General features: G+C 70.9%; 11 protein-coding genes. 8 read left to right on the top strand and 3 right to left on the bottom strand.

The features are described 5' to 3' along the window. Window positions 1-14: 14 nt before the first annotated feature. On the bottom strand, window positions 15-812 hold the full coding sequence (locus REH65_RS04905) for an SAM-dependent methyltransferase (protein WP_406691466.1): 798 nt from the start codon (window positions 810-812) through the stop codon (window positions 15-17). A gap of 74 nt (window positions 813-886) precedes the next feature. After that, window positions 887-2,749 carry a DNA helicase RecQ gene (recQ, locus tag REH65_RS04900; protein ID WP_406691465.1) on the bottom strand — a complete coding sequence of 621 codons (1,863 nt, stop codon included), beginning with the start codon at window positions 2,747-2,749 and terminating at the stop codon, window positions 887-889. Window positions 2,750-2,957: 208 nt separating this feature from the next. On the opposite strand from recQ, the gene REH65_RS04895 reads away from it, so the two are divergent. The 4 genes from REH65_RS04895 to REH65_RS04880 all read left to right on the top strand — a co-directional run bounded on the left by REH65_RS04895 (window position 2,958) and on the right by REH65_RS04880 (window position 6,888). Next, window positions 2,958-4,064, top strand: a complete 1,107-nt coding sequence (locus tag REH65_RS04895) for an LLM class flavin-dependent oxidoreductase (protein WP_406691464.1) — start codon at window positions 2,958-2,960, stop codon at window positions 4,062-4,064. Next, the gene (locus tag REH65_RS04890) at window positions 4,061-4,663 is read left to right on the top strand and encodes an FMN reductase (RefSeq protein WP_406691463.1); all 603 of its coding nucleotides are present in this window, start codon (window positions 4,061-4,063) and stop codon (window positions 4,661-4,663) included. Before REH65_RS04895 ends, REH65_RS04890 begins: the two co-directional genes overlap by 4 nt. Before the next feature lie 102 nt (window positions 4,664-4,765). Then, entirely contained in the window at window positions 4,766-6,145 is a 1,380-nt protein-coding gene (locus REH65_RS04885) for a glutamine synthetase (RefSeq protein ID WP_406691462.1), read from the top strand. Between the two features lie 65 nt (window positions 6,146-6,210). After that, window positions 6,211-6,888 (top strand): GNAT family N-acetyltransferase, encoded by a 678-nt coding sequence (locus REH65_RS04880; protein ID WP_406691461.1) that lies wholly within the window; start codon window positions 6,211-6,213, stop codon window positions 6,886-6,888. Between the two features lie 37 nt (window positions 6,889-6,925). Here the strand turns inward: REH65_RS04880 and REH65_RS04875 are convergent, their stop codons facing one another. After that, window positions 6,926-8,272, bottom strand: a complete 1,347-nt coding sequence (locus REH65_RS04875) for a DUF2252 domain-containing protein (RefSeq protein ID WP_406691460.1) — start codon at window positions 8,270-8,272, stop codon at window positions 6,926-6,928. Between the two features lie 320 nt (window positions 8,273-8,592). Between REH65_RS04875 and REH65_RS04870 the strand changes: the two genes are divergently transcribed. From REH65_RS04870 to REH65_RS04855, 4 genes are all read left to right on the top strand, one after another. Then, entirely contained in the window at window positions 8,593-9,774 is a 1,182-nt protein-coding gene (locus REH65_RS04870; protein ID WP_406691459.1) for a TetR/AcrR family transcriptional regulator, read from the top strand. Between the two features lie 202 nt (window positions 9,775-9,976). Beyond that, complete coding sequence (locus tag REH65_RS04865; protein ID WP_406691458.1) at window positions 9,977-11,617, top strand: acyl-CoA carboxylase subunit beta; 1,641 nt, start codon at window positions 9,977-9,979, stop codon at window positions 11,615-11,617. Between the two features lie 65 nt (window positions 11,618-11,682). Further along, window positions 11,683-11,922: an acyl-CoA carboxylase epsilon subunit gene (locus tag REH65_RS04860; RefSeq protein WP_406691457.1), complete on the top strand. Its 240-nt coding sequence runs from the start codon at window positions 11,683-11,685 to the stop codon at window positions 11,920-11,922. Window positions 11,923-11,992: 70 nt separating this feature from the next. Then, window positions 11,993-13,756 carry an acetyl/propionyl/methylcrotonyl-CoA carboxylase subunit alpha gene (locus REH65_RS04855; RefSeq protein ID WP_406693085.1) on the top strand — a complete coding sequence of 588 codons (1,764 nt, stop codon included), beginning with the start codon at window positions 11,993-11,995 and terminating at the stop codon, window positions 13,754-13,756. The last annotated feature ends 30 nt before the right edge of the window (window positions 13,757-13,786 follow it).

Genomic DNA, 13,786 nt, shown 5'->3' with positions numbered 1-13,786 from the left:
GGGCTTGCGGGCGATCAGGGCTTGCGGGCGATGAGCCCGTACTGCGGGACGCTCGGCTCCGACGGGTCCGGGTTGTGCCAGCGGGCGCACGAGACGATGCCCGGCTCGACGAGCTCCAGGCCCTCGACGAACCCGGCGATGTCGTCGTGGCCGCGGGCGGTGATCGGGGGAGTGGCGTTCTTGTTCCAGAACGCCATCGCCTCCCGGTTGGCCTCCCCGTCGAGCTCGGTCGTCGGGTGGCTGATCACCACGTAGCTGCCGGACGGGATCGCCCCGATCAACCGGCGGACGATGTCGCGGGCCTGACCGGTGTCCTGGATGAAGTTGAGGATGCCGAGCAGCATCACCGCCATCGGCTGCTGGAAGTTCAGCGTGCGCGAGGCCGCCTGCAGGATCTCCTCGGTGTGCCGCGCGTCGGCTTCGACGTAGTCGGTGCGGCCTTTCGCCGAGCTGGTCAGCAGGGCGCGGGCGTGGGTGAGCACCAGCGGGTCGTTGTCGACGTAGACCACGTGCGATTCCGGGGCGATCTGCTGCGCCACCTGGTGGGTGTTGTCGGCGCTGGGCAGGCCGGTGCCGATGTCGAGGTACTGGCGGATGCCGACCTCGCCCGCCAGGTGCGCGACCGCGCGCTTGAGGAAACCCCGGTCGGCGCGGGCGACGTCGGCGATCAGCGGGAACATGCTGTGGATGTGCTCACCGACCTGGCGGTCGACCTCGTAGTGGTCCTTGCCGCCCAGCCAGTAGTTCCACACCCGCGCGTTGTGCGCGACCGTGGTGTTCACACCCCGCAGCGGGGTCGACCATTCGCTCATCGACTCGCTCTCCTCGACGCCACCTGTCCGGCCCACTCGCTCCCGGCGGAGTGTAAACGCCCGGTCACCCCGACTCATTCCTCCGGATCGGGCGCCGCGAGAGCCTCCAGCACACCCTGACCGTAGCGGTTGAGCTTGCCCTCGCCGATGCCGCTGATCGTCGCGAGATCGTCCAACGTGGACGGTTGCACGGTGGCGATCTGCTTGAGCGTCGAGTCGTGGAAGATGATGAACGGCGCCTTGCCCTCCTCGCGGGCCACCTCCATGCGCCACGCCCGCAACTTCTGGAACACCGGCTCGACCTCGGGCGGCATGTCCACCGGGGCGCGCTTGGAATCGCGCGCCTTGGCCTTGGCGGCCGGGGTCTTCTTCGGCTCGGTGCGCAGCCACACCTGCCGCGGGTCCTCCCGGCGCAGCACCTCGGAGCTGGTGTCGGTGAGCACCAGCGTGCCGTAGTCGCCCTCCACGGCCAGCAGGCTCTGGGCCAGCAGCTGCCGGATCACGCCGCGCCACTCGTTGTCGCTGAGGTCGGAGCCGACGCCGAACACGCTGAGCTCGTCGTGCCGGAACTGCTCGACCTTCTGGGTCTTCTTGCCGCGCAGGATGTCGATGATCTGCCCGGCGCCGAACTTCTGGTTGCGCTCGCGCTGCAGGCGCACCACGGTCGACAGCAGCTTCTGCGCGGCGACCGTGCCGTCCCAGGACTCCGGCGGGCTCAGGCACGTGTCGCAGTTGCCGCACGGCTCGGCGTCGGGCTGGCCGAAGTAGTCGAGCAGCCGGGCGCGCCGGCACTGCACGGTCTCGCACAGCGCGAGCATCGAGTCCAGGTGCCTGCTCTGGGTGCGGCGGTGCGCCTCGTCGCCCTCGGAGTTGTCGATGAGCTTGCGCTGCTGCACCACGTCCTGGAGCCCGTAGGCCATCCACGCGGTGGAGGGCAGTCCGTCTCGGCCCGCGCGGCCGGTCTCCTGGTAGTAGCCCTCGATCGACTTCGGCAGGTCCAGGTGCGCGACGAACCGCACGTCGGGCTTGTCGATGCCCATGCCGAAGGCGATGGTGGCCACCATGACCAGCCCGTCCTCGCGCAGGAACCGGGACTGGTGCGCGGCGCGGATCTCCTTGTCCAGCCCGGCGTGGTACGGCAGGGCGGTGACGCCGTTGGCGGTGAGGAACTCGGCGGTGCGCTCGACCTCGGCGCGGGAGAGCCGGTAGACGATGCCGGACTCGCCCAGGTGCTCGGTCTGCAGCAGCTGCAGCAGCTGCCTGCGCGCGTCGGTCTTGGGCGCGATCCGGTACTGGATGTTGGGGCGGTCGAAGTCGGAGACGAAGTGCCGCGCCTCGGTCAGCTGCAGCCGGTTCGCGATCTCGTCGCGGGTGGCCGGGGTGGCGGTGGCGGTCAGCGCGATGCGCGGCACGTCGGGCCAGCGCTCGTGCAGCACCGACAGCGCGAGGTAGTCGGGCCGGAAGTCGTGGCCCCACTGGGCGACGCAGTGGGCCTCGTCGATGGCGAACACGCCGACCTCACCGCGCGCCAGCAGGTCCAGCGTGGAGTCCAGCCGCAGCCGCTCGGGGGCGAGGTAGAGCAGGTCGAGCTCACCGGAGAGGAACGCGTCCTCGGTCTCGCGGCGCTGCTGGTAGCTCTGCGTGGAGTTGAGGAATCCCGCGCGCACGCCGAGCGCGCCGAGCGCGTCGACCTGGTCCTGCATCAGGGCGATCAGCGGCGAGACCACGATGCCGACACCGGATCTGACCAGCGCCGGGATCTGGTAGCACAGCGACTTGCCGCCGCCGGTGGGCATCAGCACCAACGCGTCGCCACCCCCGACGACGTGGTCGATGATCTCCTGCTGCGTGCCCCGGAAGGAGTCGTAGCCGAAGACCCGCTGCAGGACCTTCAGGGGTTCGGTGGACAGGTCGGTCGCGGTTTCGGGAGACGCCACGGCGGGAATCTTACGCAGGGCGCCGGACGTTCCCGGGTGCCCACACGCCACCGGTGAGTCGGGCCGGAACGCGACCGATCTGTGAGCTGCGCCACCTTCGGGGAGTGCGGCGGTTCCCCCGGAATACTTCGTAAGGAAGACTCGTTCCCGGAAGTAGTTGAAGCTCGTACAAAATGACTGCGGGCTCGGGCTCAGTTAGGGAGTTCACATGCAGTTCGGGATCTTCTCGGTCAGTGACGTGACGACTGACCCGACCAACGGCCGGACCCCGACCGAGGCCGAGCGCATTCAGGCGATGGTCCGGATCGCGCTCAAGGCCGAAGAGGTCGGACTCGACGTCTTCGCCACCGGCGAGCACCACAACCCGCCGTTCGTGGCCTCCTCGCCCACGACGATGCTCGGCTACATCGCGGCGCAGACCAAGGACCTCATCCTGTCCACCTCCACCACGCTGATCACCACGAACGACCCGGTGAAGATCGCCGAGGACTTCGCGATGCTGCAGCACCTGGCGGGCGGTCGCGTCGACGTGATGATGGGCCGCGGCAACACCGGCCCGGTCTACCCGTGGTTCGGTCAGGACATCCGCCAGGGCATCCCGCTGGCGATCGAGAACTACGCGCTGCTGCGCCGGTTGTGGCGTGAGGACGTGGTCGACTGGGAGGGCAAGTTCCGCACTCCGCTGCAGTCGTTCACCGCGACCCCGCGCCCGCTCGACGGCGTCGCGCCCTTCGTCTGGCACGGCTCGATCCGCTCGCCCGAGATCGCCGAGCAGGCCGCCTACTACGGCGACGGGTTCTTCCACAACAACATCTTCTGGCCCGCCGAGCACACCGCGCGCATGGTGCGGCTGTACCGCCAGCGCTTCGAGCACTACGGCCACGGCAAGGCCGATCAGGCCATCGTCGGTCTCGGCGGTCAGGTGTTCATGCGCAAGAACTCGCAGGACGCGGTCCGCGAGTTCCGGCCCTACTTCGACAACGCCCCGGTCTACGGCGGCGGACCGTCCCTGGAGAACTTCAGCACCGCCACGCCGCTGACCGTCGGCAGCCCGCAGCAGGTCATCGACCGCACGCTGGGCTTCCGCGAGACCGTCGGCGACTACCAGCGCCAGCTGTTCCTGATGGACCACGCCGGCCTGCCGCTCAAGACGGTCCTGGAGCAGCTCGACATCCTCGGCGAGGAGGTCGTGCCGGTGCTGCGCGAGGAGTTCGCCAAGCTCAAGCCGGCGCACGTCCCGGACGCCCCCACCCACCAGTCCCTGCTCGCCGCCCAACAGCAGCAGGAAGAGCAGAAGCAGGAGGTCGCACGATGAGCGAGCGCGAGATCGTCGTGATCTCGGCCGGGCTGAGCAACCCGTCCTCGACGCGGATGCTCGCCGACCGCCTGGCCGCGGCCACCGCGCGGCTGAGCCCGGTCCACGTCCGGGTCGTGGAGCTGCGGGATCACGCCAAGGACATCGCCAACAACTTCGTCACCGGCTTCCCCAGCCCGGAGCTGGAGGAGGTGCTGGAGGCGGTGCGCAAGGCCGACGGGCTGATCGCCATCACCCCGATCTTCCAGGCGTCCTACAGCGGGCTGTTCAAGTCGTTCTTCGACGTGCTCGACAAGGACGCGCTGGCGGGCAAGCCGGTGGTCATCGGCGCCACCGGCGGCTCGGCCCGGCACTCGCTGGCGCTGGAGCACGCGATGCGGCCGATGTTCGCCTACCTGCACGCCGTGGTCGCTCCGACCTCCGTCTACGCGGCCTCGGAGGACTGGGCGACCGGGGGCGACAGCACGCTGGCCGACCGCGTCGAGCGCGCGGCGGGCGAGCTGGCCGCGCTCATCGACCAGCGCCCGGCGGTGCGGGCACCGGACCCGTTCGAGGAGCCGGTCCCGTTCGAACAGCTGCTGGCCCAGCAGAGCAACTGACGAGGAACCCGGAACTCCCGTCGCGATCCGCGGCGGGAGTTCCGGGCTTCCCGCGCCTCCGATTCGCTGCGCGAGGGGTAGCCGCCCGACTACCGTGGGTGGATGAGCGGCGATCGGATCCCGGCGGCGGAGCCTGCCGAGCTGGTGCCCGCCTCGGCGCGGCTGCGGGCCGAGGGCGTGGAACTGGTCGAACTGTCCTTCGTGGACAACGCGGGCATCGTGCGGGTCAAGACCGCCCCGCTGGACCGGCTGCCCGAACTCGCCCGCTACGGGCTCGGCGCCTCGCCGTGCTTCGAGACCTTCACCTTCGACGACGTGATGTTGCGCGGCACCCACCTGGGCGGCCCCGACGGCGACCTGCGGCTGGTCCCCGACATCGCGCGGCTGACCCGGCTGGTGGCCATGCCCGGCTGGGCGTGGGCGCCCGCCAACAAGTTCACCCAGGACGGGCCGCGCTTCGTCGCCTGCCAGCGCGCCTTCGCCGCGCGGCAGGTCGCCGCGGCGGCCTCGGCGGGACTGACGATCTCCGCGGCCTTCGAGCACGAGTGGGTCCTGGCCGAACCCGGGCTCGACGAGTTCGTGCCCGCGATCAGCGGGTCCGGTTACGGCCAGGTCCGGTTGGAGGCGCTGGCCGACTACGGCCTGACGCTGGTGCGCACGATGCGCGAGCAGGGCCTGGACGTGCTGCAGTTCCACCCCGAGTACGCGCTGGGGCAGGCCGAGCTGTCGGTGGCCGCCAAAGACCCCGTCGGCGCGGCCGACGACGCCGTGCTCACCCGGCACACCGTCCGCGCGGTCACCCGCCGGCACGGCTGGCGGGCCAGCTTCGCCCCCTGCCTGGTTCCGGACGGCGCCGGCTCCGGCGCCCACCTGCACCTGTCGGTGCACGACAGCCGCGGGAACCTGTTCGCGAGCGGATCCGGTCGCCACGGCCTGCAACCGGCCGGCGAGGCGTTCCTCGCCGGGGTGCTGCGCGAACTGCCCGCGCTGGTGGCCGTCGGGGCGGGCAACCCGGCGAGCTTCCTGCGGCTGGGGCCGTCCCGCTGGGCCGGCATCTGGCACGCGTGGGGCCACGAGACGCGCGAGGCCGCGCTGCGGCTGATCACCGGGACCGAGGGCACGCACTCCTGGGCCGCCAACGCCGAGATCAAGTGCTTCGACGCCACCGCCAACCCGTACCTGGTGGTGGGTGCGGTGATCGCCGCCGGGCTCGCCGGGGTGCGCGAGGAGCTGAGCCTGCCCGACGAGATCACCGGCGATCCCGCGCTGCTCGGCGAGGACGCCCGCACCGAGGCCGGGATCGAACGCCTGCCCGCCGGTCCCGCCGAAGCCGCCGACGCGCTGGCCTCCTCGGAGGTGCTCGCCGAAGCGCTGGATCCCGAGCTGCACGACGCCCTGCTGACCGTGCGCAGGGGAGAGGCCGAGCGCTTCGCCGAGGCCACCCCCGACGAGATCGCCGCCGCCACCCGCTGGACCTGGTAGGGAACAAGCCGGGCGCCCGAGCGGTTGGTTCTCAGCGGAACGACAGATCGTCCCTGGGGAGGACCGTGTCCGAAGAACTGCGCAACCCGGTGTGGCACTCGCTCAACGGTGCCCACGCCCGCCTCGCCGAACGCGTCGGCGAGGCGATGCGCTACCCGTCCGAGGTATCGCCCTTCGCGGCGCTGCCGCTCGAACCCGACGAGGCGGCCTGGGCGGACGCGGCCAAGCTCGTGGGGCCCGGCGGGATCGTGCTCGTCACCGGGCCGCCGCGCACCGCGCCCCCGGGCTGGGAGCGCTTCGAGGTCGCGCCCGGCGTCCAGATGATCGACGACGGCGTGACCGGTGAGCGCGACCCCGAAGCCGTCCGGCTCACCACCGCCGACGTGCCGGAGATGCGCGAGCTGGCCGCGCGCACCAAGCCCGGCCCGTTCGAGCAGCGCACCATCGAACTCGGCACCTACCTGGGGATTCGTCGCGGCGGGAAGCTGATCGCGATGGCGGGGGAGCGGATGCACCCGCCGGGCTGGACCGAGATCAGCGCCGTGTGCACCGACCCGGGCTTCCAGGGGCAGGGGCTGGCGTCCCGGCTGATCAGGACGCTGGTCGTCGACATCAGGGCGCGCGGCGAGCGACCGTTCCTGCACGCCGTGGACACCAACACCGGCGCCATCGCGCTCTACGAGCGGATGGGCTTCCGGATCCACCGCCGCCCGGTGTTCCAGGCTGTGCGCGCCCCCGCCTGAGCGGTGGCTCCGGGCCGAACCGGGGCCACCGTCGTGCTCAGCTCGCAGTGGCGGCGACCCCGCCGATCTCGCCGTTGCGGAACGCGTCGACGAACAACCGGTGGTCGTCGCGGACGACTTCGGCGTAGCCGAGGGCGAATTCGACGAGCCAGTCGACGAACTCCTTCTCCCGGTCGCCGACCACGCCGAGGATCGCCTCCTCCACCTGGAAGTCGACCAGCTGCGTGTCCGACTGCGCGTCGGACACGCAGTGGATCTTCGCGATCGCCCGGCCCAGGTAGTCCAGCACCGGCACGATGTCGCTCGGCTCGGTCAGGTCGTCCCACTCCAGGTCCGACTCGTACGGCGAGAGCTCGTCGACCAGGTAGCCGACCCCGCCGATCTCGGTGTGGCCCAGCATCGGGTCGGCGTGGGCCTGCAGCGCCCGCTGCGACAGCGCCGTCCGGTGGCCGTGGTGCTTGAAGTGGGCGCGGATGCGCTCGTCGGTGACCACCCGCGACGGTGCCGCCACGTTGCCCTGCTTCATCGACAGCACGATGTCGTTCTCCAGCGCCTCGGTCGCGCCCTCGATGAGGATGTTGTAGGCCGGGAGGCCCGCGCTGCCGATGCCGAAACCGCTGGACCCGACGACGTCCTTGATCGTGTAGGCCACGTCCCGCATCCGGTTCTCCTGCGGGATGGACTCCAGGTAGCGCGCGAACGCCTCCTCGACCCGGCCGCGCTCGGCGTCGTCGAGCCGTCGGATGTTCGGCCCGCGCCGCATCCGCCGGTCGTAGCCCTCGGTCTCGGTGAGCCGGTGGAGCAGCTCGGTGCGGCTGCGCAGCCGGGTCTGCTGCAGCAGCTCGTGCACGGTGCCGTCGGTGGTCGACAGCCGCAGCGAGTACTCGGAGTCGCGGTCGCTGGAGGCGAAGGTGCGCACCTGGTCCAGGTAGGACGTGGCGGCGTGGCGCACGAACGCGACGATGTCGCCGTCCGGCAGGGCCTTGCTCCAGGCCAGCAGCGCCAGGCTCGCGGCGAAGCGCTGCAGGTCCCAGGTGAAGTGCCCGAGGTAGGCCTCGTCGAAGTCGTTGACGTCGAAGACCAGCACGCCCGAGGCGTTCATGTAGGTGCCGAAGTTCTGCGCGTGCAGGTCGCCCTGGATCCACACCCGGCTGGTGCGCTCGTCGGCCCACGGGTCGGTCAGCCGGTTGACGTCGGCGTAGAACAGGCACGCGCTGCCCCGGTAGAAGGCGAACGGGTCGGCGGCCATCTTGCGGAACTTGGTGCGGAACGCCGCCGGGTTGCGCTCCATGAGTTCGGAGAACGCGTCGACGAGGATGTCGGCGATCTCCCCGCGGCGGGCGTCGGTGTCGGTGACGTCGAGGCTTCGAGCGAGCTCGGACATGATTTCCGTCCACTGTGAACAGTAGTGACAACGAGGTGGACGCAGTTTATCGGAGAATCACGCGCCTTTCGAAGGCGCCAAGTCGTCCACATAGAACAAAATGGACTCCCGGTGCGATACCGGGAGACCCGCGCGCCCCGACGAGTATCCGCCCGCGGCCCCACGCCCGCAACGAGACGCGTCTCCGCCCGGTGCCGAGAACCGCGGCACCTGTCGCCGCGAGAACCCGGGCTCTCGACGCGAGGTGAGGTGAGGTTGTTCCGGTTGGGGTGGGGAAATAGCCTCTGGCCGGTGGTGGCACGGTGCGAGCGGAGGTGGTGATGGCCGAGGTGGGGAGCCCTCCTGCGCGCAACACGCGGCCCCGGAACCGGCGGGCGATGATCACCGCCGCGGCGGCGGAGCTGTTCTTCCGCGACGGTTTCGACCAGGTCGGGATGAGCGACATCGCCGAGGCGGTGGGCGTCGGGTCCTCCGCGCTGTACCGGCACTTCGCGGGCAAGCAGCAGCTGCTGACCCACGTCGTGCTCGACGAGCTGCGCCCGTTCGTCGAGATCACCGCCGAGGCGGGTGACGTCGACGAGGTCGTCGGGAAGCTGGCGGCGACCGCGCTCGACCACCGCCAGCTCGGCGTGCTCTGGCAACGGGAGTCCCGGCGGCTGCCCGAGGAGCGCCGCGACGTGCTGCGCGGCGAGCTGCGCGAGGTCGCGCGCGGGCTCACCCGGCTGGCCCGGGCCTTCCGGCCCGAGCTGACCGACGCCGACGCGCGGTTCCGCGCCTGGTGCATGTTCAGCGTCCTGACCAGCCCGTCCTACCACCAGGTGCAGCTCTCGCGGCGGGACTTCGAACAGCTGCTGCGCGCGATGGTGATGATCATCGGCAACCGCCCGCCGCAGGAGCTCGCGGCCCGGCCCGACGCCCAGCCCGAGCAGGTCGAGCGCTTCGCCGGGCGGGCCTCCCGGCGCCGGTTGCTGCTGGTCGCGGCCAGTCGTCTGTTCGCCGAAGCCGGCTACGGCAAGGTCACCACCGAGGACGTCGGCGCGGCCGCCGGGATCGCCGGTCCCAGCCTCTACAACTACTTCGCCAGCAAGCAGGAGCTGCTCAGCGCCGTGATCACCCGCGGCAACGCCTGGCTGGAGGTGGACCTGGAGCGCACCCTGGCCACCAAGTCCGACCCGGCCGAGGCGCTGCGCGCGCTGCTGCGCTCCTACATCCGCTTCGCCTTCGACCACGGCGGCTTCATCGACATCCTGGTCAGCGAGGTCGGGCACCTGCCCGCCGAGGAGCGGCACCGGGCGCGCCAGACCCAGCACTCCTACGTCGCCGAGTGGGTCGGGCTGCTCTGCGAGGCGCGTCCCGAGCTGGATCCGGTCCGGTCCAGGATCCTGGTGCAGGCGGCGCTGACCGCCGCCAACGACATGGCGCGCACCGGCCCGATCCGGGACGCCAGGGCGGTGCTGCGGCTGGGGACCGCGCTGATGCTCGACACCCCGGTCGACGGCTGAGGCGACGCGCTACCGGCCGTTCACTTAGCGAGGGAAAGGGCAGGAGAACCAGCTCGCAGGACGTCGATCTGCCTAATGGCGGCTCACTTGTCGGTTGACTCGATCATCATCGGCGAATTAATCTCCGGCGAGAGCAGATCCGCGCGGACGCGGAACCCGCGCAGGTAGTCCCGAACACGTGCCACGAGGACAGGTTGGTTGCATGAGCAGCGCGACGGAACCGGTCGGTCAGCCGCCGGTTGACGTGCCGGACATCCACACGACCGCGGGCAAGCTCGCGGATCTGTACCGGCGGAACGACGAGGCGGTGCACGCCGGCTCGGCGCGCGCGGTGGCCAAGCAGCACGAGAAGGGCAAGAAGACCGCCCGCGAGCGGATCGACATGCTGCTGGACGAGGGCTCGTTCGTCGAGCTCGACGAGCACGCGCGGCACCGCTCCACCAACTTCGGCATGGACGAGAACCGCCCGTACGGCGACGGCGTGGTGACCGGCTACGGCACCGTCGACGGCCGCAAGGTGTGCGTGTTCTCCCAGGACTTCACGGTCTTCGGCGGCTCGCTGGGCGAGGTCTTCGGCGAGAAGATCGTCAAGGTCATGGACCTGGCGCTCAAGACCGGCTGCCCGCTGATCGGCATCAACGACTCCGGCGGCGCCCGCATCCAGGAGGGCGTGGCCGCGCTGGGCCTCTACGCCGAGATCTTCAAGCGCAACACCCACGCCTCCGGCGTCATCCCGCAGATCTCGCTGATCATGGGCCCGTGCGCGGGCGGCGCGGTCTACTCGCCGGCGATCACCGACTTCACGGTGATGGTCGACAAGACCTCGCACATGTTCATCACCGGCCCCGACGTCATCAAGACCGTCACCGGTGAGGACGTCACCTTCGAGGAGCTCGGCGGCGCGCACACCCACAACTCGCGTTCGGGCAACGCGCACTACCTCGCCTCCGACGAGGACGACGCGATCGGCTACGTCAAGGAACTGCTGTCGTTCCTGCCGAGCAACAACCTCTCCGAGGCGCCGGTCTTCGAGGGCGCCGACACCGGCGCCGGGGCGATCGCCGACGCGATCACCGACGCCGACCGCGAGCTGGACACGCTGATCCCGGACTCGCCGAACCAGCCCTACGACATGCACAAGGTCATCCAGACCGTGGTCGACGACGAGGAGTTCCTGGAGGTCTCCTCGCTGTTCGCGCCGAACATCGTCACCGGCTACGGGCGCGTCGAGGGCCAGCCGGTCGGCATCGTGGCCAACCAGCCGTCCCAGTTCGCCGGCACGCTCGACATCGGCGCCAGCGAGAAGGCCGCCCGGTTCGTGCGGACCTGCGACGCCTTCAACATCCCGGTGCTGACCTTCGTCGACGTGCCCGGTTTCCTGCCGGGAACCGACCAGGAGTGGAACGGCATCATCCGGCGCGGCGCGAAGCTGCTCTACGCCTACGCCGAGGCCACCGTCCCGCTGATCACCGTGATCACCCGCAAGGCCTACGGCGGCGCCTACGACGTGATGGGCTCCAAGCACCTCGGCGCGGACATCAACCTGGCCTGGCCGACCGCTCAGATCGCGGTGATGGGCGCTCAGGGCGCGGCCAACATCCTCTACCGGCGCCAGCTGGCCGACGCCGCCGCCAACGGCGAGGACGTCGAGGCGCTGCGCGCGGACCTGCAGCAGGAGTACGAGGACACCCTCTGCAACCCCTACACCGCCGCCGAGCGCGGGTACGTGGACTCGGTCATCCCGCCGTCGTTCACCCGCGGCTACGTCGCCCGCTCGCTGCGGATGCTGCGGAACAAGCGGGCCAACCTGCCCGCCAAGAAGCACGGCAACATCCCCCTGTGACCGGATCCCCTGTGACCGGGTACACCCGTGACCGGTCGGAGAGCGTCGAGGTGAAGGAGCGATCGATGAGCGAGCAGACGCCGCAGCGGCCGGTGCTGCGCATCGTGCGCGGCGATCCCGACGACGTCGAGGTCGCCGCGCTGACCGCGGCGCTGGCCGGTGCGGCCGCCGCCCAAGTGCCCGACGAGGGGCAGGAGCCGATGTCGCTGTGGGCCGATCCGGCCTCGGGGCTGCGCCACCCGGCGGGCCGCCGCCCGCTGCGGCCGGGCCTGCACGCGTGGCGCGCGTCCGGTCTGCCGGGCTGAACGCCCTCGCCAGTCTTGAACTTTTCCGCCTGCTCCGGCGTCGCGCCGGGAAAATGAGGAGTTGACCACTGTGGACGTGACGCCGATCAGCAAGGTCCTGATCGCCAACCGCGGTGAGATCGCGGTGCGGGTCATCCGCGCCTGCCAGGACGAGGGCATCGCCTCCGTCGCGGTCTACGCCGAGCCGGACGCCGACGCGCAGCACGTGCGGCTGGCCGACGAGGCCTTCGCGCTGGGCGGTTCCACGCCCGGCGAGTCCTACCTGAACATCGAGAAGATCATCGACGTCGCGAAGCGCTCCGGCGCCGACGCCGTGCACCCCGGCTACGGGTTCCTGTCGGAGAACGCCGAGTTCGCCCAGGCCGTGCTCGACGCGGACCTGATCTGGATCGGCCCGTCGCCGCAGGCCATCCGCGACCTCGGTGACAAGGTCACCGCGCGGCACATCGCCACCCGCGCCGGTGCGCCGCTGGTCCCCGGCACCAAGGACCCGGTCCCGGGCGCCGACGAGGTCGTCGCCTTCGCCCAGGAGCACGGGCTGCCGGTGGCCATCAAGGCCGCCTTCGGCGGTGGCGGCCGCGGTCTCAAGGTCGCGCGCAGCATCGAGGAGATCCCGGAGCTGTTCGCCTCCGCGGTCCGCGAGGCCGAGACCGCGTTCGGCCGCGGCGAGTGCTTCGTGGAGCGCTACCTCGACCGCCCGCGCCACGTCGAGGCGCAGGTGCTGGCCGACAAGCACGGCAACGTCGTCGTCGTGGGCACCCGCGACTGCTCGCTGCAGCGCCGCCACCAGAAGCTCGTCGAGGAGGCCCCGGCGCCGTTCCTCAGCGCCGAGCAGCACAGCCGCATCCACGAGGCCGCCCGGTCGATCTGCGCCGAGGCCGGTTACTACGGCGCGGGCACCGTGGAGTTCCTGGTCGGCCAGGACGGCACCATCTCGTTCCTGGAGGTCAACACCCGGTTGCAGGTCGAACACCCGGTCTCGGAGGAGACCACCGGCATCGACCTTGTCCGCGAGCAGTTCCGCATCGCGGCGGGGGAGAAGCTGCACCTGGGCGCCGACCCGGAGCCGCGCGGGCACGCCATCGAGTTCCGCATCAACGGTGAGGACGCCGGCCGCAACTTCCTGCCGGCGCCGGGCACGGTCACCAGGTTCGTCGCCCCGCAGGGGCCGGGCGTGCGCGTGGACGCGGGCGTGGAGAGCGGCAGCGTGATCGGCGGGCAGTTCGACTCGCTGCTGGCCAAGGTCATCGTCACCGGTGCCGACCGGCAGCAGGCGCTGCAGCGCGCCCGCCGCGTCCTCGACGAGATGCAGGTGGAGGGCATGGCCACGGTCCTGCCGTTCCACCGCGCGATCGTGCGCGACCCGGCGTTCGTCGGAACCGACGGGTTCACCGTGCACACCCGCTGGATCGAGACCGAGTTCGACAACACCATCGAGCCCCACACCGGTGGCGCCGAGCCCGCCGAGGAGGCCGAGGAGCGGCAGACGATCCTGGTCGAGGTCGGCGGTCGTCGCCTGGAGGTCTCGCTGCCCGCCGCGTTCGCGGCGACCTCGGCCGCCCCGGCCGCCAAGGCCAAGCCGCGCAAGCGCAGCGGCGGCAAGGCCGGTGCCGCGGCCTCCGGCGACGCGGTGGCCGCACCGATGCAGGGCACCATCGTCAAGGTCGCGGTCGAGGACGGTCAGGAGGTCGCCGAGGGCGACCAGATCGCGGTCCTGGAGGCCATGAAGATGGAGAACCCGGTCAACGCCCACAAGGCGGGCACGGTCACCGGCCTCACCGCCAAGCCCGGCGACTCCGTCACCCAGGGCACCACCATCTGCGAGATCAAGTAGCCCGAACCTGGTGGAGGGGTGGAGGTTTCC

The organism is Saccharopolyspora sp. ID03-671 (genome assembly GCF_045278815.1).
Taxonomy (GTDB): Bacteria; Actinomycetota; Actinomycetes; order Mycobacteriales; family Pseudonocardiaceae; genus Saccharopolyspora; species Saccharopolyspora ipomoeae.
Note: the sequence above shows the minus strand (reverse complement) of the source record. Positions and strands in the feature narration are given on the sequence as shown.